The sequence below is a fragment of the Kribbella sp. NPDC004138 genome, assembly GCF_053603655.1.
The window spans coordinates 1-18,765 of the sequence record NZ_JBSGFZ010000052.1; the positions used below are offsets into that span (position 1 = coordinate 1).

At 70.5% G+C, this 18,765-nt stretch carries 19 protein-coding genes and 1 pseudogene; 11 read left to right on the plus strand and 9 right to left on the minus strand.

The window, feature by feature from the left end:
- Window positions 1-395: 395 nt before the first annotated feature.
- Both ACWEOO_RS41395 and ACWEOO_RS41400 read right to left on the minus strand, forming a co-directional pair.
- On the minus strand, window positions 396-941 hold the full coding sequence (locus ACWEOO_RS41395; RefSeq protein ID WP_452147734.1) for a sulfite oxidase-like oxidoreductase: 546 nt from the start codon (window positions 939-941) through the stop codon (window positions 396-398).
- Window positions 942-991: 50 nt separating this feature from the next.
- On the minus strand, window positions 992-1,462 hold the full coding sequence (locus ACWEOO_RS41400; RefSeq protein WP_452147735.1) for a Dps family protein: 471 nt from the start codon (window positions 1,460-1,462) through the stop codon (window positions 992-994).
- 136 nt (window positions 1,463-1,598) lie between these two features.
- Here ACWEOO_RS41400 and ACWEOO_RS41405 point away from each other — a divergent pair, with 136 nt between their 5' ends.
- On the plus strand, window positions 1,599-2,243 hold the full coding sequence (locus tag ACWEOO_RS41405) for an alpha-ketoglutarate-dependent dioxygenase AlkB (protein ID WP_452147736.1): 645 nt from the start codon (window positions 1,599-1,601) through the stop codon (window positions 2,241-2,243).
- An 89-nt stretch (window positions 2,244-2,332) separates the two neighbouring features.
- Here the strand turns inward: ACWEOO_RS41405 and ACWEOO_RS41410 are convergent, their stop codons facing one another.
- Window positions 2,333-2,821, minus strand: a complete 489-nt coding sequence (locus tag ACWEOO_RS41410) for a hypothetical protein (protein ID WP_452147737.1) — start codon at window positions 2,819-2,821, stop codon at window positions 2,333-2,335.
- A 121-nt stretch (window positions 2,822-2,942) separates the two neighbouring features.
- On the opposite strand from ACWEOO_RS41410, the gene ACWEOO_RS41415 reads away from it, so the two are divergent.
- From ACWEOO_RS41415 to ACWEOO_RS41425, 3 genes are all read left to right on the plus strand, one after another.
- Window positions 2,943-4,199, plus strand: coding sequence for an MFS transporter (locus ACWEOO_RS41415; protein ID WP_452147738.1), 1,257 nt, complete (start codon window positions 2,943-2,945; stop codon window positions 4,197-4,199).
- Window positions 4,199-4,837, plus strand: coding sequence for a pyridoxamine 5'-phosphate oxidase family protein (locus ACWEOO_RS41420; RefSeq protein ID WP_452147739.1), 639 nt, complete (start codon window positions 4,199-4,201; stop codon window positions 4,835-4,837). The genes ACWEOO_RS41415 and ACWEOO_RS41420 overlap by 1 nt, the downstream gene beginning before the upstream one ends.
- 79 nt (window positions 4,838-4,916) lie before the next feature.
- Complete coding sequence (locus ACWEOO_RS41425; protein WP_452147740.1) at window positions 4,917-6,050, plus strand: sensor histidine kinase; 1,134 nt, start codon at window positions 4,917-4,919, stop codon at window positions 6,048-6,050.
- A 15-nt stretch (window positions 6,051-6,065) separates the two neighbouring features.
- Here the strand turns inward: ACWEOO_RS41425 and ACWEOO_RS41430 are convergent, their stop codons facing one another.
- The gene (locus ACWEOO_RS41430) at window positions 6,066-7,277 is read right to left on the minus strand and encodes an alpha-hydroxy acid oxidase (protein WP_452147741.1); all 1,212 of its coding nucleotides are present in this window, start codon (window positions 7,275-7,277) and stop codon (window positions 6,066-6,068) included.
- A gap of 74 nt (window positions 7,278-7,351) precedes the next feature.
- Here ACWEOO_RS41430 and ACWEOO_RS41435 point away from each other — a divergent pair, with 74 nt between their 5' ends.
- Window positions 7,352-8,113, plus strand: a complete 762-nt coding sequence (locus ACWEOO_RS41435; protein ID WP_452147742.1) for a FadR/GntR family transcriptional regulator — start codon at window positions 7,352-7,354, stop codon at window positions 8,111-8,113.
- On the opposite strand, the gene ACWEOO_RS41440 is transcribed toward ACWEOO_RS41435, so the two are convergent.
- A complete protein-coding gene (locus tag ACWEOO_RS41440; protein ID WP_452147743.1) occupies window positions 8,036-8,557 on the minus strand; it encodes a DUF6069 family protein in 522 nt (173 codons plus the stop codon). The two genes, ACWEOO_RS41435 and ACWEOO_RS41440, sit on opposite strands and share 78 nt — an antisense overlap.
- A gap of 157 nt (window positions 8,558-8,714) precedes the next feature.
- On the opposite strand from ACWEOO_RS41440, the gene ACWEOO_RS41445 reads away from it, so the two are divergent.
- From ACWEOO_RS41445 to ACWEOO_RS41470, 6 genes are all read left to right on the plus strand, one after another.
- Entirely contained in the window at window positions 8,715-9,854 is a 1,140-nt protein-coding gene (locus ACWEOO_RS41445) for a sensor histidine kinase (protein WP_452147744.1), read from the plus strand.
- Complete coding sequence (locus tag ACWEOO_RS41450) at window positions 9,851-10,498, plus strand: response regulator transcription factor (RefSeq protein WP_359923668.1); 648 nt, start codon at window positions 9,851-9,853, stop codon at window positions 10,496-10,498. The genes ACWEOO_RS41445 and ACWEOO_RS41450 overlap by 4 nt, the downstream gene beginning before the upstream one ends.
- Window positions 10,499-10,508: 10 nt before the next feature.
- Window positions 10,509-11,174 (plus strand): response regulator transcription factor, encoded by a 666-nt coding sequence (locus ACWEOO_RS41455; RefSeq protein WP_359923666.1) that lies wholly within the window; start codon window positions 10,509-10,511, stop codon window positions 11,172-11,174.
- A 166-nt stretch (window positions 11,175-11,340) separates the two neighbouring features.
- Window positions 11,341-11,766: a hypothetical protein gene (locus ACWEOO_RS41460; protein WP_452147745.1), complete on the plus strand. Its 426-nt coding sequence runs from the start codon at window positions 11,341-11,343 to the stop codon at window positions 11,764-11,766.
- A 76-nt stretch (window positions 11,767-11,842) separates the two neighbouring features.
- Window positions 11,843-12,778 (plus strand): ABC transporter ATP-binding protein, encoded by a 936-nt coding sequence (locus tag ACWEOO_RS41465; protein ID WP_452147746.1) that lies wholly within the window; start codon window positions 11,843-11,845, stop codon window positions 12,776-12,778.
- The gene (locus ACWEOO_RS41470; protein WP_452147747.1) at window positions 12,768-13,613 is read left to right on the plus strand and encodes an ABC transporter permease; all 846 of its coding nucleotides are present in this window, start codon (window positions 12,768-12,770) and stop codon (window positions 13,611-13,613) included. The genes ACWEOO_RS41465 and ACWEOO_RS41470 overlap by 11 nt, the downstream gene beginning before the upstream one ends.
- On the opposite strand, the gene ACWEOO_RS41475 is transcribed toward ACWEOO_RS41470, so the two are convergent.
- From ACWEOO_RS41475 to ACWEOO_RS41490, 4 genes and pseudogenes are all read right to left on the minus strand, one after another.
- Window positions 13,606-14,874 carry a glycoside hydrolase family 125 protein gene (locus ACWEOO_RS41475; RefSeq protein ID WP_363708935.1) on the minus strand — a complete coding sequence of 423 codons (1,269 nt, stop codon included), beginning with the start codon at window positions 14,872-14,874 and terminating at the stop codon, window positions 13,606-13,608. The genes ACWEOO_RS41470 and ACWEOO_RS41475 overlap by 8 nt on opposite strands.
- An 8-nt stretch (window positions 14,875-14,882) precedes the next feature.
- Window positions 14,883-16,112 (minus strand): ROK family transcriptional regulator, encoded by a 1,230-nt coding sequence (locus tag ACWEOO_RS41480; RefSeq protein WP_452147748.1) that lies wholly within the window; start codon window positions 16,110-16,112, stop codon window positions 14,883-14,885.
- Window positions 16,105-17,670, minus strand: coding sequence for a hypothetical protein (locus ACWEOO_RS41485; RefSeq protein WP_452147749.1), 1,566 nt, complete (start codon window positions 17,668-17,670; stop codon window positions 16,105-16,107). Before ACWEOO_RS41485 ends, ACWEOO_RS41480 begins: the two co-directional genes overlap by 8 nt.
- Window positions 17,671-17,705: 35 nt before the next feature.
- Window positions 17,706-18,719, minus strand: a pseudogene (locus ACWEOO_RS41490) (cysteine desulfurase-like protein); the annotation flags it as partial.
- Window positions 18,720-18,765: the final 46 nt, after the last annotated feature.

Sequence of the window (18,765 nt, forward strand, 5' to 3'; positions counted from 1 at the left end):
GTCGTCGTCGATCACCGTCGCGTCGGCCGCGAACGCCGACAACAGGTCGTGGGCATTCGCCTTGCGCTGGGGATCGGCCTCGCGCAGGTACCTCATGATCGCCGCCGGCAAATGCTCCGCCAGGCCGGCCGCACTCGGATCGGGTGGGTTCTGGATGGTCATCAGTCTCCTTTCAAGGTTCGGGTGTCTGTGTCATGCCCCCGAAGAGGTGGTGCACGACACCTGCCAGGGCGTTGCCATCGAGTGGTCCCATTGTCGTCACCCGCCTGTCCCGCCGAAGCGCACGTCCACGTGCTGCCCCGCACGGTGCCCGGGCCAATCGGTCACCGCGAGCGTGATGGTCTTCACCCGCGAAGTTTCGTAGGTCGTGGAGATCACCGTGCCGGTCTGCCACGTCAATCGCCGGAGTAGCGCTGTTCTTTCCACGGGTCTCCGTAGTTGTGATAGCCGAACATCTCCCAGAAGCCGGGTTGATCCGTCGGGCGCAGGTCCAGACCACGGATCCACTTCGCGCTCTTCCAGAAGTACAGATGGGGCACCAGCAGCCGCGCCGGCCCACCGTGCTCCGGCTCGAGCGGCCGCCCGTCGTACTCGTCGACGATCCACGCCTTGCCGCCTCGCAGGTCCGCCACCGGAACGTTCGTGGTGTAACCGCCGTCGGAGAACGCCACGGCGTACGACGCCTGCGTTGGCGCCGCCTCGAGGAAGGTGTCGAGGGACACCCCTGACCAGGTCATGTCGAGCTTCGTCCATTTGGTCACGCAGTGGATGTCCACGGTGAACGTCTCGCGGGGCAGGGCCCGGAACTCGGACCACGACCAGGACACCGGATGATCCACAGCACCGCGGATCGTGAAGTCCCAGGCGCCCGGTTGCGTGTACGGCGTCGGCCCGGCCGACAGCACCGGGAAGTCACGCGTGACGTACTGCCCAGGCGGCACTCGCGAGGAATCTGCGGTGCGCCGACCGAGAAACCCCCTGGTGACGGCCATCAGGCCTTCTCCCCCAGCTGCACACGCAACAGCCATTGCTGCTTCTCCAACGCCCCGACCACCCTCACCAGCACGTCTTGCGTCACGACGTCCGCGGCACCGATCGCGCCCAGCCGTGCCCGGATGAGCTCGGCCACGGCCGCCACCCGCCGAGCCAGCTCCCAGACCACCGCATGGTCGGCAAGCGACCGCGCCGGGACAGCTTCGACCCGTGACCCGCTCGCCACCGCCGAGCTCTGGCCGTCGGGAACGATCCCCAGCGTCACGGCACGCTCGGCGACGACATCCGCGAGCTCGCGCCACTCCCCGACCAGCTCGTCGAGGAACAGACGCACGCCACGGGCGGCCGACCCGACCACGCTCCAGTGCAACTGCTTCCCGATCAGGGAGAGATCGATCAGGTCTTGCAGCACGACCTCCAGTTCTTCACCGACGGCCTGCCGCTCGTTCGGATTGTCCAGCGGCGGCAACTGCACAGAATTGGCAACAGATTCCATAGACATACCTCCTCAGTGACATGGCGGCCGCCGGACCTTTCCTCGCCGCCCGGAATCTTCGAGGGGAACAGGTGTTCGAGTTTCAGGAGTACGGGGGTATGGTGGGGGCATGGGTGCTGACCTTCAGGGCTCGTTGCTCGATGCGTTCGCGGATCCGGAGTTGGGGTCGCTGGACGGGGTGTCGCGGACCGAGTTGGGGCGCGGGGCCTGGATCGATGTGCTTCCGGGGTGGTTGACCGGGGCGGATCAGGTGTACGAGCGGCTGGCTCGGGAGGTGCCGTGGCAGGCGGAGCGGCGGCAGATGTACGACCGGGTGGTCGACGTGCCGCGTCTGCTGTGCTTCTACGGTGAGAACGCGGAGCTCCCCGTGCCGATCCTCGACGAGGCGCGGGATGCGTTGAGCGGCTACTACGCGGACGAGCTGGGTGAGCCGTTCCGTACGGCGGGGTTGTGTTTCTACCGCGACGGCCGGGACAGCGTGGCGTGGCACGGGGACCGGATCGGGCGCGGCAACCACGAGGACACGATGGTCGCGATCCTGTCGGTCGGCGAGCCTCGCGTGCTTGCCCTGCGACCGCGACCGGGCGGATCCAGCGGTCCGGTCGGCTCGACGGTGCGGTACCCACTCGGGCACGGCGACCTGATCGTCATGGGCGGCTCCTGCCAGCGCACCTGGGAACACGCCATCCCGAAAGCAGCCGGCCGCGTAGGCCCACGCATCAGCATCCAGTTCCGCCCCCGCGGAGTCCGGTAACCACCACACCCAGCCGACGGCCGGACGAGGCGGCCGCAGGCCGAGGCGCACGCACGGTCGCGCGGCCGCAGACGGTCGAGTGGGGCGGTTCAGGCGGCGGCTGCGGGGGTGTTGGTGATGTCTGGGGTGTAGATGCCGTCTTTGGTGGCGATGTAGAAGCCGAGGAGGCGGATGCCGGCGGCGCGGCAGATGGCGGTGGCGGCTTGTGACCACTGGTTGTCCAGGTCGGTCAGGCGGGCGGGGCCGGGGCGGCCGAGGGCCAGGATGAGAGCCGCGTCGGGGGCGGTGCGGACCGCCGGGATGATCGGGTGCATGGCGGTCCCGCAGACCTGGGCCGGGCTGGGGCCCGCGGCATGGGTCGACCGGTCGGCTGGGACGGCCTCAGCTGGGATGGCGTCGGCTGGGAGTTCGACGGTGACGGTGGCCAGGTAGTGGTTGTCGGGGGCGCAGATGAGGACTGTGAGGGTGCCTCGGCGGCGGTCGCCGTGGCTGACCATGAGGTCTACGACGTCGGCTGTGACGGCGGGGTCGGTGAGCGGGCGGTCGGGCCAGGTGGCGGAGAGGTTCTCGAAGCTCATGCCTGTAAAGATGCCGCGATTCCGGCCGCCGGGCCGGGTTGTCCACAGCTGAAATTGGCCCATGTTCTGAAGGTGGGAATGGATCTCTCGGGTGGGCCGTTGCGCATCTAGGCTCGAGGACATGAGCAGCAGACTTGGGCAGATGCTTCCTCCGGCCGGAGCGCCGCGGGATCTCGCGATGGCGCAGTTGGCCAACTCGGTCGGGGACGGGGCGTTCGTCGTCACCTCGGCGTTGTTCTTCACCCGCGTGGTCGGGCTCTCGACCGCGGAAGTCGGGCTCGGGCTGACGATCGCCTGGCTGGTCGGATTCCTGGCGGGCGTCCCGCTCGGGAACCTCGCGGACCGGCGGGGAGCCCGCGGCACCGCGGTCCTGCTGGCGCTGACGACCGCGACAGCAGTCGCCTCGTTCCTGGTGGTCAGGAGCTTCGCCGGCTTCCTGATCGCCGCGGTGATCTACGCGTGCAGTCAGACCGGGCTCACCGCGGCGCGGCAGGCGTTGCTCGCGGGCCTGGTCGCCCCGGCGGAGCGGACCAGGATCCGCGCGTTCCTGCAGTCCACCGTGAACGCCGGGCTCGCGATCGGCGCGCTTCTCGGCGGCGTGGCGCTCCGCTTCGACAGCACGGCGGCGTACCTGACTGTGTTCGCGGTCGACGCCCTCAGCTTCCTGATCGCGGCCGGGCTGCTGCGCCGGGTCCCGTCGATCGCGACCAGGCTGCGCGTCGCGGGCGAGCCGCGGCTGGCCGTGCTGCACGACCGTCCGTACGCCGTGCTCGCGCTGATCAATGCGGTGATGCTGCTCTTCATGCCGCTGATCAGCCTGGTCGGCCCGCTCTGGATCGTCACCCGCACGAACGCGCCCAGCTGGGTCGTCGCATCGCTGATGATCGTGAACACCCTCGGCGTCACGTTCTTCCAGGTCCGGATCGCGAAGAGCGTCAAGGATCTGCGCACCGCGTCCCGCAGCGTCCGGTACGCCGGTGTCGCGATGCTGGCCGCCTGCGCAGTCTTCGCGACCACCGCCGCCGGCCTGAGCGCCCCGCTCACCGCCGTCGTCCTCGTCATCGCCGCCGCGCTCCTGACGCTCGGCGAGATGAAACTCGCCTCCGGCGCCTGGGAAATCAGCTTCGGGCTGGCCCCCGCCGACAAGCAGGGCCAGTACCAGGGCTTCTTCGGCACCGGCCCCGCGATCGCCCGGATGCTCGGCCCGGCACTACTCACCACAGTGGTGCTCGGCTGGGGCCCGATCGGCTGGCTGGCCGTCGGTGCACTGTTCCTGGGGACCAGTTGCGCGACTGGTCCCGCCGTACGATGGGCTGCGCGGACGAGGGCCGTCAACGAGGACGCCACGCCGTCGCTGGTAGAGGAGAACGCCGCCTGATGGAGATTCCCGGACTGGTCGAGATCACGACGTACGACGAGCTGCGGGAGGTTGTCCCGCAGCCACTGGCAGCCGCCGCCGGCAAGGCCCGCAAGGAGTTGCACGACCTCGACCGGGAGTGGCTCGCGGCCTCGCCGTTCTGCCTGATCGCCACCTCCGCGGACGACGGCACCTGCGACGTCTCCCCCAAGGGCGACCCGGCCGGGTTCACGAAGATCTTCGACAGCACCACGATCGCGATCCCGGAGCGGGCCGGCAACCGGCGGGTCGACGGGTTCACCAACATCCTCTCCAACCCGCACGTCGGGCTGATCTACTTCCTGCCCGGCCGCGGCGACACGCTCCGGATCAACGGCCGCGCCCGGATCGTCCGCGAGGCGCCGTTCTTCGACGAGATGGTCGTGAAGGGCAACCGCCCGCAGCTCGCCCTGCTGGTCGAGATCGAGGAGATCTTCCACCACTGCTCGAAGGCGTTCCTGCGCTCCCAGCTGTGGAAGCCGGAGACCTGGAACCCGGAGGCGATGCCGAGCCGCCCGCGGATCGCGAAGGCGCTGGAGCGGCCTGACGACGAGCTCGCGACGCTGGAGGAGTACTACGGCACGGCGTACGAGGAGAAGATCTACAAGGTCAAGTACTGAACTACCGCGGCGGGCGCAGGCCGATGTACTCCGTGGCGACGATGACACCGGCCCCGCCCGGCCTCTACGGTTCCGTACTGTGAGCACGACCGAGACGCCCCCGTCCCCCGGGGCACGAGTGCGCCGCGCGGCCCTGCCCGTGGCGCTTGCCGTGTTCTCGGTGGTCGGCACGTTCGGCGCGTCCCGGGGTCAGACCGATCGCCACGAGCCGGACTTGTTGATGGTGGTCCTGCTGCTGATCGGCTCGCTGTCGCTGTACTGGCTGTGGACGAACCCGATCCCGGTGCTGTGGGCAACGGTCCTCTCGACGCTGGTCTACATGCTCCGCGAGTACCCGTGGGGCCCGGTCGTGTTCGCATTCGTGATCGCCGTGTTCACCACGATCCGCCTGGGGCACCGGCTGGCGGGCTGGCTCGGGCTGATCACCTTGTACGTGGGGCACGTCGGCGGGCGGATGATTCTCGGGATCAACGAGCAGGGCATCTACCAGGTGCTGCTCGTCGGCACCTGCTTCTGCGTCCTGGGCTTCCTCGCCGAGCTCTTCCGCGCGCACCGCGACCGCGTGATGGCCGCCGCGCGGACGCGGAAGGAGGAGGAGCTGCGCCGTGCCGGCGAGGAACGGCTGCGGATCGCGCAGGAACTCCACGACGTCGTCGCGCACCACATCTCGCTGATCAACGTGCAGGCGTCCACCGCGCTGCACCTGGTCGACCGGCAGCCCGAGCAGGCCGCCCCGGCGTTGTCCGCAATCAAGGACGCGAGCAAAGAGGCGCTGGTCGAGCTGCGGTCGATCGTCGGCGTACTGCGGCAGTCCGACGAGTCCGCGCCGCGGCAGCCGGTCACCGGACTCGATCACCTCGATCACCTGATCAGCCGGACCGAGCGGGCCGGCCTCGACGTACACAAGATCGTGCACGGCGATCCCCGGCCGCTGCCGGCCGGGCTCGACCGTGCCGCGTTCCGCATCGTCCAGGAGTCGCTGACGAACGTCGTACGGCACGCCCGGGCGACCTCGGCGACGGTCCGGATCCAGTACGGCGAGCAGTCCCTGGTGCTTCAGGTCGACGACAACGGCGAGTCGCTGGCCGGTGCGCCCAAGGAGGGCAACGGCATCTCCGGGATGCGCGAACGCGCCACCGCACTCGGCGGCACCCTGACCGCGAACCGCACACCGACCGGCAGCCTGCGGATCACGGCGACGCTGCCGCTGTGAAGATGCCGGCCGGTGTCAGGGCAGGCGGACGTGGGACGGGTTCAGGTCGGCCACGCGGGAGACGCCGAGCAGGGCCATCGTGCGACGTACCTCCTTGGTCAGGATGTCCGCCGCGCGGGCGACACCGCGCTGACCGCCGGCCATCAGGCCGTACAGGTACGCGCGGCCGACCAGGCAGGCGTCGGCGCCGAGCGCGATCGCCGCGACGATGTCGGCGCCGGACATGATGCCGGTGTCGAGGTAGATCTCCGCGTCGCTGCCGACCGCCTTCCGGACGTCCGGCAAGATCCGCAGCGGCGTCGGGGCGCGGTCCAGCTGGCGGCCGCCGTGGTTCGACAGCACGACCGCGTCCGCGCCGGCGTCGACGACCCGGCGGGCGTCCTCGACAGTCTGGATGCCCTTGACGATCAGCGGGCCGTCCCAGATCGAGCGCAGCCAGTTGAGGTCGTCGATCGTCATGGTCGGGTCGAACAGCTTGTCGAGCAGCTCCGCGACGGTGCCGTCCCAGGTGGACAGCGAGGCGAACGTCAGCGGTCGCGTAGTCAGCAGGTTCGCCCACCAGGCCGGGTGCAGGGACGCGTCCAGGACGGTCTTCGCGGTCAGCGACGGCGGGATCGTGAAGCCGTTGCGGACGTCGCGGAGCCGGGCCCCGGCGACCGGTACGTCGACGGTGAGCATCAGCGCCTCGTACCCGGCGGCGGCCGACCGCTTCACCAGGTCCTCACCGGCCGTCCGGTCCTTCCACACGTACAGCTGGAACCACTTGCGCGCATTCGGGGCCGCGGCCGCGACGTCCTCGATCGAGGTGGTGCCCATCGTGGACAACGCGTACGGGATGCCGACCTGCTCGGCGACCTTCACGACGGCGCTCTCGCCCTCGTGGTTCATCATCCGGGTGAAGCCGGTCGGCGCGAACGCGAACGGCAGCTCGGAACGGCCGCCGAGGATCGACGTCCCCAGATCGATGTCGGAGACGTCGCGCAGGATCGACGGCTGCAGCTCCATCTCGGCGAACAGCCGGCGGGCGCGGCGCAGGCTGATCTCCGCCTCGGCGGCGCCGTCGGTGTAGTCGAACACCGACCGCGGCGTCCGGCGCTTCGCGATCGCCCGCAGGTCCGCGATCGTCAGCGCCTTCTCCAGCCGCCGCTCGGTCGGGTTCACCGTGATCGGCTTCGGCCGCAGCAGCGGCTTCAACTCGGACCATTTGGGCATCTGGCGATCGGTCATCACGTCTCCCGGCTGAATCTGTGGTCGGACCACACCCTACCCTGTGGTCCGACCACACAGATAGGCTCGTCCACATGAAGAACTACGAGCTGGTCCTGCACCGGGTCGAGGCCGATCTGGCCGCCGGGCGGCTGCGGATCGGGGGGCGGCTGCCCGGTGAGCGGGCGCTGGCCGAGCAACTCGGGATCAGCCGGCCGTCGGTGCGGGAGGCGGTCCGGGTGCTGGAGGCGATGGGCGTGGTGCGGACCGCGACCGGGTCCGGGCCCGAGGCGGGCGCGGTGATCGTGGCGGAGCCGGTGTCGCCGCTGACCGCCGTACTGCGGTTGCATCTGGCAACCAATCATCTGCCGATGGGCGACGTCGTGCAGACCCGGCTGCTGCTGGAGTCCTGGTCGGCGCGGGAGGCCGCGGCGCGGGAGCTCGAAGCGGGCGAGCTGAAGGTCGCGGAGGAGCTGCTCGACCGGATGGACGACACCGCGCTGTCGCCGGAGGAGTTCCACGTGCTCGACGCGGAGTTCCATGTCGCGCTGTCCGGGCTGGCGGGGAACGTGCTGATCGCCGCGGTGATGACCTCGCTGCGGTCGGCGATCCACGGGTACGTGCTGGCCGCCGTACCGAACCTCCCGGACTGGGAGGCGACGGCGGTCGGGCTGCGGGCCGAACACCGGGAAATCCTGGCGGCGGTGCGGGGCGGTGAGCCGGAGCGCGCGGCCGGGCTCGTGACCGCGCACATCCGGGGGTTCTACCAGGCGGCCCAGTTAGCACCGTTCGGCGGCGCTGAGGGCGGTGCGGCGCAGGCCCAAGATCACGACCGCGCCGACGACCAGGTGGAGTGAGGCGAGGCCGAGCTTGGCGCCGAGCCCGATACCGTTCGTCAGCGGGCTGCCGAGCGAGGTGGTGCAGACGATCGCGGCGACGACGGTCCAGATGTTCTCGGCGCGCGGCGTACGGCGCTCGAGGATCGCGAGCAGGGCCCAGCCGGCCAGCGCGACGAAGACGGTCGAGACGACGACGGCGGCGGCGCCGATGTGCTGGGTGCCGCCCTGCCGGGCCTCCAAGGTGATGCCGGCGAGCGGGCCGAGAATCGCCCAGTCAGCGAGCGCTGCAAGAGCGGCAACCCCGACAACGGCCAGGCGGCTACGCCCAGGAACCCGGCGAGAAGCCGCCGAGGCAGCCGGGTCGGCGGGCAGCGCGGGGGCCGCGGGCAGAGCCTCGGCCGTGGGCTGGGAATGAGCCGCGCGCTGCGGCTGGCCCGTGGGCTGGGATGTGTGGTTGCGCATTGAGTGCTCCTGGGGTGATGGGGTTGTGGGATCACCTTCTTGTGGAGTGAGGGGTGGCGGCATCGGTCGCGGGGCTGGGGGTAGGCGGCCGGAAGTCTGTGGGGGTTCGACTTTGGTTGGTGGTGGGGATCGAGGGTGACCGCCTAGGGTCGGCGGCATGGAGGAGTGTGTGCCGCCGAAGCCGTCGAAGCAGGTCGACCTCGTCGCGACCGGCGCGATGGGCTTGCTCGTCGCGCTGACGATCGTCGGGCGGCTGCCGGATCCGGAGCACGACAAGTTCCTGCTCCTCGACATCGCGGTCGGCGTCGTCGCGGTCGCGCTGATCCCGGTGGCGCTCCGCCGCCCGGTGCCGGGCGCGATCGCACTCGCCGTCCTGGCGGCCCTCTCCCCCGCCGCCACACCGCCCTCCACCCTCGGCACGTTGAACGTGGCCATGCGCCGCCCGTGGCGTCCGGCGATCCTGGTCGCCGTGATCGGCACCGTCGCGCACCTGATCCAGGGCCTGTGGCAACCGATCCACGGCCTCCCGTTCCTCTGGTTCGCCGTCCTGGACGTGGCCGTGCACGCCGCACTGCTCGGCTGGGGACAAGGAACGCAGGCACGACGGCAGTTGCTGGAGTCGCTGCGGGAACGCGCCCGGCGCGCGGAGGCCGAGCAGGGCCGCCGGGTCGCCGAGGCGCGGTCGCTCGAACGCACCAAGATGGCGCGCGAGATGCACGACGTCCTCGCCCATCGCCTCTCGCTGCTCGCGACGTACGCCGGTGCGCTCGAGTACCGCCCGGACTCGTCACCGGAGAAGCTCGCGAAGGCGGCCGGCGTGATCCGGACCGGCGTCCACCAGGCGCTCGACGAGTTGCGCGAGGTGATCAACGTGCTGCGCGACGAGGACGTGTACGAAGGCCGGCCGCAACCGACGTTCGGGGACCTCCGGGCGCTCGTCGACGAATCCCGCGATGCCGGTACGACGATCGCGTACGAGGACCAGGTCGGTGATCCGGCATCCTTGCCGCCGGCAACCGGGAGGACGGCGTACCGGGTCGTGCAGGAGGGGCTGACCAACGCCCGCAAGCACGCGGCCGGACACCCGGTGACCGTGGTGGTGTCCGGCGAACCGGGTGATCGGTTGCGGATCGAGCTGACCAACCCGGCCTCGAACGGTACGCCGCTGGCGCCCGGGAGCGGGACCGGGCTGGTCGGGCTGACCGAGCGCGTCCAGCTCGCGGGCGGCACGCTCGACCACGGGCAGGTGCCCGGTGGCGGGTTCCGGCTGGAGGCCTCGCTACCGTGGCCCTCGTGAACATCCGGGTGCTGGTGGTGGACGACGACGCGTTGGTACGGGCCAGCCTCGAGATGATGCTGGACGGTGCGAACGGGATCTCCGTGGTCGCGCAGGCCGCCGACGGCGACGAGGTACCGGCGGCCGTCGACGCGCACTTCCCGGACATCGTGCTGATGGACCTGCGGATGCCGCGGGTCGACGGGATCGTCGCGACCCGGCGGCTGCGGGCGCGGACGAACCCGCCCGAGGTCGTGGTGCTGACCACGTTCGACACCGACGAGAACGTCCTGCACGCGCTCCGCGCCGGGGCGAGCGGGTTCCTGCTCAAGGACACGCCGCCCGCGCAGATCGTCGACGCCGTCCGGCGGGTCGCGGCCGGTGACCCGATCCTGTCGCCGGCGATCACCCGCCGGTTGATGGACCGCGCCGCCACCCAGGCCGACGCCCACACGATCGCGCAACAGAAGCTGCAGCGGCTGTCGCCCCGGGAGTACGACGTGATGCTCGCGGTCGCGCAGGGCAAGGCGAACGCGCAAATCGCCTCCGAGCTGTTCATGAGCCTGGCGACCGTGAAGGCGCACATCTCGCACATCCTCACCAAACTCGAGCTCGGCAACCGCACACAGATCGCGCTGCTCGCACATGACGCGGGGCTCGCATAGGCTCCAGCGCATGATTCGGGTGCTGCTGGCGGATGATCAGGCGTTGGTGCGGGCGGGGTTCCGGTCGTTGCTGAATGCCGAGGACGACATCACGGTGGTCGGCGAGGTCGCGGACGGCGCCGAGGCCGTCGCGGTGGCGCGGCGGGACAAGCCCGACGTCGTACTGATGGACATCCGGATGCCCGGGACGGACGGGCTGGAGGCGACGCGGCAGATCGGCGCGGATCCGGAGCTGGCCGACGTCCACGTGGTGATCCTGACGACGTTCGACCTCGACGAGTACGTGTTCGAGGCGCTGCGGGTCGGGGCCAGCGGGTTCCTGGTGAAGGACACCGAGCCGGTCGAACTGCTGCAGGCCGTGCGGGTGGTGGCGCGCGGTGACGCGCTGCTGTCCCCCGGTGTGACGCGCCGGCTGGTGGCGGAGTTCGCGTCGCGGTCGCGGCAGCCGCATGCGAGCAAGGAGCTCGACGTCCTCACCGAACGCGAGAAGGAGATCGTCGCGCTGGTCGGCGAGGGCCTGTCGAACGACGAGATCGCCGGGCGGCTGGTGCTCAGCCCGGCGACCGCGAAAACCCACGTCAGCCGCGCGATGATCAAACTCGGCGTCCGCGACCGCGCCCAGCTGGTGGTGGTCGCCTATCAAACCGGGCTCGTGCGGCCCGGCTGGCTCGGCTGACCTGCCGACGCGTGCAAGGTCGACAGGACGTCTCTGCAACTCGCGGGCCTCGGCTCGCGTGATTCGAGGTCTGGTGCCTGGTTGTAGACGGATATGTCCTGTCGAGACTGCACGGGTTCGTCTGCGGAGTTGACCTTCCAGCTGGTCGAGGGGCGAGGGTGGTCGCATGATGCGACTGGAGGAGATCACCGCCGCTGTCGAGGCCGGACGGGGCGGGGATCGTGAGGCTGCCCGCACCCGGTTGACCGCGCTCTGGGAGGAGATCGACGACCCGGCGACCCGGTGCGTGATCGCGCATTTCCTCGCCGACGTGCAGGACGCGACCGAGGACGAGCTGAGCTGGGATCTGCGGGCTTTGGAGCTCGTCTCGGACGACCAGTGGCTGCCGTCGCTGCACCTCAGCCTCGCCGACGACTACCGCCGGCTGAGCCGGCCCGAGGAAGCCCGAGAGCACCTCGCGGCGGCGGAGGCCCACCTCTCGAAGCTGCCCGCCGGGGACTACGGCGACCTGATCAGGAGCGGCTTCGAGCACGTGGCGGAAGCTCTCGCGGCCGGCAGTGTGCAACGGCTGGAGACCAATCCCAGTACCTGACTACTCCCCCAGGGGTAGGGACGGTGACTCCTCCTGGGCGACGCCGGAGGTGGTGGCTGACGGCCAGGCTCTAGGTATGGATGCGCTAGTTGAGGTCAGCGGGCTGACGAAGCGGTACGGCGATACCTTGGCGGTTGACGGTGTCGATCTGACGGTGTGGCCGGGTGAGGTGTACGGGTTCCTGGGGCCGAACGGAGCGGGCAAGACGACGACGCTCCGGATCCTCACCGGGCTGATCGCGCCGACGAGCGGCCGGGTGCGGGTGCTGGGCGGCTGGCCGGGCGAGTCCGGCGTGCTGCGGCGGACCGGGTCGATGATCGAGTCGCCCGCGTTCTACCCGTACCTGTCCGGCCTGGACAACCTGCGGCTGCTGGCCGAGTACGCCGGGGTGTCGCGACAGCGGATCGACGAGGTGCTCGGGCTCGTCGACCTCGCCGATCGCGCGACCGACCGGTTCTCGACGTACTCCCTGGGGATGAAGCAGCGCCTCGGCGTCGCGGCGGCGCTGCTCAAGGACCCGGAGCTGGTGATCCTCGACGAGCCGACCAACGGCCTCGACCCGGCCGGGATGCGCGACATGCGCCGCCTGATCCGCGAGCTCGGCACCGGCGGCCGGACGGTGCTGCTGTCCAGCCACCTGCTCGGCGAGGTGCAGCAGATCTGCGACCGGGTCGGCATCATCAACGCCGGCCGGATGGTTGCCGAGCACACCGTCGACGAGCTGCGCGGCGAGCAGGAACTGGTGGTCCGGGCCGCACCGAAGGACCAGGCGCAGTCGATCCTGACCCGCTTCGGCAGCGTCCATCAGTACGACGACACGCTCCGGGTGCAGGTGGATCCGGCGAAGGCCGCCGAGGTCAACCGGACGCTCGTCGAGGCCGGTATCGAGGTGTCCGAGCTGCACACCACCGAACGCGCGCTCGAGGACATCTTCTTCGAGCTGACCACAGAGCTGTCGACAGAGCTGACCACAGAGCTGTCGGCCGGGGAGGAGACCACCGATGTTGGGTAGCTACCGAGCCGAACTGCTCAAGCTCCGCAAGCGATCCGCCGTCTGGGTGCTGTTCGGCGCCGGCCTGGTGCTGAGCCTGATCTTCGGCTATCTGCTGCCGTATCTGGGCTACGCGACCGGCGACGACAACCCGCAGACCAACGGCGTACCGCGCGCCGAGATCCTGCGCGGCATGCTGCCGGAACGCGTCGTCGACAACACGATCGGCGGGTACCCGATCTTCGCCGGCGCGCTCGCGCTCGTGCTGGGCGCGATCGTGATCGGCGGCGAGTACACCTGGGGCACGCTGAAGACCGTCCTCACCCAGCGCCCGCAGCGCGGGACGATCCTCGGCGCGCAGTTCCTGGCGCTGGGCACGATGATCGCGCTCTGGGTGCTCGGGATCTTCGCCGCCTGCGCGCTGTGCAGCGTCGGCATCGCCGCGGCCGAGAACGGTTCGACGAACTGGCCGGGCATCGTCGATCTCCTGCAGGGCCTCGGCGGCGGCTGGCTGGTGCTGATGATGTGGTGCCTCGCCGGAGCCGTGCTGGCTGTTGCCTTCCGCAACGTCGCGTTGCCGATCGGCCTCGGCGTGGTGTGGATCCTCGGCATCGAGACGCTGCTGGCCGGCGTCGTGAGCAGTCTGCTGCCGAGCCTGGACTGGCTCGCCAACGCGCTGCCCGGTACGAACGCCGGCTCACTAGTCTTCAGCGTCACCGGCATGGCCGCCGCCGACGCACCACCCGGCGTCCGCGATGCCGTCGGCGGCGGACGGGCGCTCCTGACCCTGATCGGTTACTGCGCGGTGTTCGCCGTCCTCGCGGCCTGGACCACGCGACGCCGCGACGTCACCTGATCCCGGCGTGCACCAGCGCGAGCTCGCAGAACATCGCGTTGGCCCAGGAGAACCACTCGCGGGTGTACTGCGTGGGGTCGTCGACGTCGAAGCCCTCGTGCATCTGGCCGGTGCCGCCGGTGGTGTCGCGCAGGAGCTCCAGCAACTGCTGGCGCTCCTGCGCCGACGTGCTGGAGATCCCCTGCACGGCGAGCGCGATGTGCCAGATGTAGCGCGGCGGGGTGTGCGGGCTGCCGATACCGGCGGCCGCCGTACCGCTGTAGTAGTAGGGATTCGACGGGCTGAGCAGCAGGGAGCGCGTGGCGAGGTACGTCGGGTCGTCCGGCGCGGCGTACCCGGTGAGCGGGATCGACAGCAGGCTCGGCATGTTGGCGTCGTCCATCAGCAGCGTCTCGCCCAGGCCGTCGACCTCGTACGCGTACACCCGGCCGTGCACCGGATGCTCCACCGTGCCGAACGTCGCGATGCCCTCGTCGATCTCGGCCTTCAGCGCCTTCGCCCGGTCGGCCAGCGGCTCGTCCCGCAGCACCTCGGTCGCGATCTCCTGCAGGTACCCGAGCACCACCGACGCGAACATGTTCCCGGGCACGTTGAAGCCCAGCTCGGTCGCGTCGTCACTCGGCCGGAACGCGCTCCACGACATGCCGGTCGGTCGCGTCAGCCGCCCGCGTCCTTCGCGGACCAGGGTGTCCGACGGCCGGTCGTCGTGGCGCTGGAACCGGTACGGCGAGCGCGCCTCGTGGTCCTGCTCGACGGTCCACAGCTCGACGATCGCCTCCGCGGCGGCCCGGAAGCGGTCGTCGATCACGTCGGCGCGGCCGGTGATCCGCCACAGCCGGTAGGCCAGTTCGAGCGGGAAGCACAGCGAGTCGATCTCGTACTTGCGCTCCCACACCCACGGCGACATCTCGGTCTCGTCGGTGACGTGACCGGCGCCGTTCGCCTCCTGGTTGAAGGCGTTCGCGTACGGGTCCAGGACGACGTACTCGAGCTGCCGGTGCAGCACGCCGATCAGGATCTCCTGCAGGCCCGGATCGTCCTTGCACAGCAGCAGGTACGGGCGCAGCTGCGCGGCCGAGTCGCGCAGCCACATCGCCGGGATGTCGCCGGTGAGCACGAACGTGGTCCCGTCCGGCAGCCGCTCGGCGACGGCCGGCAGGTTCTCGGCCATCGAGCGCCGGAACATCTCCGCGATCACGTCGTCGCCGCCGGCCTTCCGCACAGCCTCCGTGGCGCGGGCGAGAACCTCGGGGTCGATCATCAACACATCTACCTTTCACCATCAAGAGTCAGGCCGAGAGAGGGGTCGGGCGAGAAGGTCCGGTCCAGGACCAGGCTCGCGGCGCCGATCGCGCCGACGTCCACGCCGAGCGCCGTACCGGTGACCTCGAACGGATGCACCGCCCGCAGCAGGAACCGGCCTTCCAAGGCCTCCCGGACCGCGGCGTCGAGGACCGGTGCGAGGTGTTCCCAGTGCGGGCCGCCGAAGACGACCCGCTCCAGATCGAGCAGGTTCGCGATGTCCTCGACCACCTTGGCGATCCGCTGCGCGAGCGCGGTGACGATTTCCCGCGCCGGTGCGGAGCCGTCCGCGGCCAGCGCGCACAGCCGGGAGAAGGCCGCCTCGACGGCTTGCCGGTCGTCCAGGTCGATGCCATCGGCAAGCACTTCGGCCTGGACGCCCTGCTGTACCAGGAACCGCGGCTGGCTGGCTTCGCCGACGCAGCCGCGCCGGCCGCAGTAGCACAGCGGACCGTCCGGATCGACGATCACGTGGCCGATCTCGCCGACGTTGCTGGACGAGCCGCGGACCACCTCGTCGCCGATCACCAGCCCGGCGCCGACGCCGGTGCCGAGGTAGAAGAAGACGAAGCTGCCGCCCTGGCCGGCCCACCGCTCGGCGGACGCGGCCGCGGTCACGTCCTTGTCCAGGACGATCGGCAGGCCGGTGCGCTCGGCCAGCTCGTCGCGGAGCGGCACGAGGTGCCAGGTCGACAGGTTCGGCGGGTCGACCACCACGCCGCGCTCGACGTCGATCGGCCCGGGCGCGGCGAGCCCGACACCGGTGACCCGGTCCCGCGGCGCGCCCGCCTCGGCGATCACTTCCTCGATCGTCTTCGCGATGCCGTCGATCAGCAGGCCGGGGTCGTCGGCGTACTGGTCCACGGGTCGCCGCGCGACCACCTCGCCGGTCAGGTCGAGCAGGACGACGGTGACGACGGACGGGTCGAGGTGCACGCCGACGGCGTACCGGCCGGTGGGCTCGAGCTCGAGCAGGGTCCGCGGCTTGCCCAGTCCCGCGCCCCGCAACCGTCCGGCTTCGCGGACCAGGCCCGCGTCGAGCAGGCGGCGCGCGATGTTCGAGATCGCCTGGCCGGACAGACCGGTGGCCTCGGCGAGCTCGACGCGACTCAGCTGCTCGCTGCGGCGGATCGCGTCCAGCACCACGGCGTCGTTGAAGCCCCCGACGCGATCGAGGTTCGTCCCCCGTCTAACCAATTGGATCCGCACCCCACGGTTGCGACCAGTCGTACCGGATGGTGTCCCCACCCGTGCGCCATTCGTTCGGAGTGGTGTTGACCAGCCAGTCGACCGGCTCGATTTCCGACGCAGCACCACCGTCGAGCGCCAACCGTATACCGTCGCGCAACGCACGGTCCGTGCGGTCCGTCCGCGCCGCCGGGTCGATCGACAGGAACAGCGCCGTACCGGAGCGGGCGACGAGATCCAGGAACCGCTCGTTCAGCTCCCACGGCGTCTGCGGCGTGCACGGGACGCAGTCCGCGTCGACCGTGAAGAACCGGTTGTGCTGCGGGAGCCGGAACGCGAGGGTGTTCACCCCCATCTTCCGGGTCCGCTCCCAGTCCCGGCCGGAGGTATCGTCGCCGGTCCGCTGGACGTCGACGAGCCCGGCCGCGAGGTGGCCCACGGTGTTGCAGCCGATCAGTACGACGTCCTCGGCCGCCGCCCGGATCTCGCGGTAGAACGCCAGCACGATCTCGGCCGTCGTCCGCGACCGGTCGTGGAACTGCCAGCCCCCGGTGGTCAGGCGGGATCCCATCGCCGGCCCGAAGTTGCCGAAGATGTCGTACGTGCTGAAGTCGTGCTTGACCAGCTCGAATCCCCAGGACCGGAAGCGTTCGAGATCGGAGCGCACGCCGTCGAGGACCTCGGGGCGGGTGGGGTCGAGCGCACGGCCGGGTTTGTCGTGCGGGCCGGACTTCGCCCACGGGCTGGGTTCGCGGACCAGGAGCGGGCGGAACCACAGGCCCGGGCGCGCACCGATCGCCTTGATCGCGGCCGCCGTACCCGCCAGGTCGTCGAAGACGCCCGGCGTGCCGCGGTCCCAGGGGCCGCCGGAGGCGATGCCGCCCGGGTACCAGCCGTCGTCGACGACGCTGAACGGCTTCACCGGGTGGCCGTCGGCGAGCTCGACGATGGTCGACGCGTCCTTCAGGACGGCCTTCTCGTCGAAGTTCTCGCCGTAGGCGTAGTACCAGTTGTTGGCACCTACGACTGGCCCGGCAACAGGCCCGGCCACCGGCGCGGGCTCAGGTCGCGCCGGTAGCCGGGTGCTCATGGTGGCGACCGCTGCGTGCAGGGTCTGCCAGGGTGTGCCGACGTCCTCGAATCGTCGCACGACCGCTGCTGTCAGGGTACGACCGTCCAAAAGCGCCGCGCCGTCGCCGTTGCGCAGGTCGAGCCACAACGTGAAGCCGTCACCGTCGACCGTCCAGGCGCAGAACGCGTTCGGCTGCACGTCGACGCCCATGCCGAAGGTGCCTGCGGCGGAGTGGGCGAGGAAGTACCACGGCAGCAGCCGCTCGGGCTGCCGGTGCCGCCACTGCAGGTCGCCGTACGAGCGTTCCCACGCGTCGCCGAGGATCAGGGCGTCGCTCGGCAGCTTCTCCGACCAGCGCAGCGCGACCCGGGAGACCTTCGCCGCGGTGACCTCGACCGTCCCCTCGTTCCAGCTGACCTCGATGCCGGCCCGTGCCGGAGCGGTCAAGCCGTCCGAGGGGTCCGCCTGGACGAAAACAGCGCTCGGTTGTCTCACCTGACTCCTCGGGGTAATTAATTTCCCCAGAGACTTTAGTTAGTCGCGCTCGGGCCGGTCAAGGCGCTCACGGCGGCCACGAGACGCTCCACGTCGGAGCGGTCCGTGTACGGCGCGAGACCGGCCCGGACCGCGCCCGCCGCGCCGAGCCCGAGGTGTCGCGCGGGCTCGTACGCATAGAACGAGCCTGCCGGGGCGTTGACGCCCGCCTTCGCGAGATGCTCGGACACCTCCCCCGGCGTGTGCCCGTCGAGCGTGAACAGCAGGGTCGGCGTACGGTGCGCGGCGTGGCCGTAGAGGGTGACGCCGGGGATCGCCATCAGGGCCGCCTCCAGCTCGTCACGCAGCCCGTCCTCATGCGCTTCGACCCTCCGCAGCGACGTGATCAGCCGCTCGCGCCGCGTCGTGCCGCTGCCTCCGAGCCCGGCGATGAAGTCGACCGCGGCCGTCGCACCGGCCAGCAGTTCGTACGGGAGCGTGCCCAGCTCGAAGCGCTCCGGTACGGCGTCCGTCGACGGCAGGAGCTTGTCGGGCCGCAGCGTCTCGAGAAGCTCCGGCGCCGCGGTCAGTACGCCGAGATGCGGGCCGAAGAACTTGTACGGCGAGCACACGTAGAAGTCGGCGTACCGCGCGTCGACCGGCGCGTGCGCCGTCAGGTGGACGCCGTCGACGTAGATCAGCGCGCCGGCCGCGTGGACCTGGTCGGCGATGCGCTGCGTGTCCGGACGGGTGCCGAGCAGGTTCGACGCCGCGGTGACAGCGACCAGGCGGGTGCGGTCCGTGAGCAGGGGCGCGATGTCGTCCAGCTCGGAGGTCTCCGGGTCGAACCCGAGCCACTTGACCGTGGCGCCGGCGGCCTCGGCGGCCTGCACCCACGGACGGACGTTCGCGTCGTGATCGAGCCGGGTGACGATCACCTCGTCGCCCGCGGACCAGGTCTTCGCGAGCGCGCGGGAGAAGTCGTAGGTCAGCTGCGTCATGCTGCGGCCGAACACGATCCCCTCGGCGGTGGTGCCGAGCAGGTCGGCCATCGCCTGCCGGGCGCCGAAGACCTTATAGTAGGCGCGGCGCTACGCGGCGGTAAACCGCCCGCGG

Bases quoted from the DNA above. Each gene is read 5' to 3' on its own strand.
- ACWEOO_RS41405 (WP_452147736.1), top strand. From the start codon at position 1,599: ATGGGTGCTGACCTTCAGGGCTCGTTGCTCGATGCGTTCGCGGATCCG.
- ACWEOO_RS41410 (WP_452147737.1), bottom strand. From the start codon at position 2,821: ATGAGCTTCGAGAACCTCTCCGCCACCTGGCCCGACCGCCCGCTCACC.
- ACWEOO_RS41415 (WP_452147738.1), top strand. From the start codon at position 2,943: ATGAGCAGCAGACTTGGGCAGATGCTTCCTCCGGCCGGAGCGCCGCGG.
- ACWEOO_RS41420 (WP_452147739.1), top strand. From the start codon at position 4,199: ATGGAGATTCCCGGACTGGTCGAGATCACGACGTACGACGAGCTGCGG.
- ACWEOO_RS41430 (WP_452147741.1), bottom strand. From the start codon at position 7,277: ATGACCGATCGCCAGATGCCCAAATGGTCCGAGTTGAAGCCGCTGCTG.
- ACWEOO_RS41435 (WP_452147742.1), top strand. From the start codon at position 7,352: ATGAAGAACTACGAGCTGGTCCTGCACCGGGTCGAGGCCGATCTGGCC.
- ACWEOO_RS41440 (WP_452147743.1), bottom strand. From the start codon at position 8,557: ATGCGCAACCACACATCCCAGCCCACGGGCCAGCCGCAGCGCGCGGCT.
- ACWEOO_RS41445 (WP_452147744.1), top strand. From the start codon at position 8,715: ATGGAGGAGTGTGTGCCGCCGAAGCCGTCGAAGCAGGTCGACCTCGTC.
- ACWEOO_RS41455 (WP_359923666.1), top strand. From the start codon at position 10,509: ATGATTCGGGTGCTGCTGGCGGATGATCAGGCGTTGGTGCGGGCGGGG.
- ACWEOO_RS41460 (WP_452147745.1), top strand. From the start codon at position 11,341: ATGATGCGACTGGAGGAGATCACCGCCGCTGTCGAGGCCGGACGGGGC.
- ACWEOO_RS41465 (WP_452147746.1), top strand. From the start codon at position 11,843: ATGGATGCGCTAGTTGAGGTCAGCGGGCTGACGAAGCGGTACGGCGAT.
- ACWEOO_RS41470 (WP_452147747.1), top strand. From the start codon at position 12,768: ATGTTGGGTAGCTACCGAGCCGAACTGCTCAAGCTCCGCAAGCGATCC.
- ACWEOO_RS41475 (WP_363708935.1), bottom strand. From the start codon at position 14,874: ATGATCGACCCCGAGGTTCTCGCCCGCGCCACGGAGGCTGTGCGGAAG.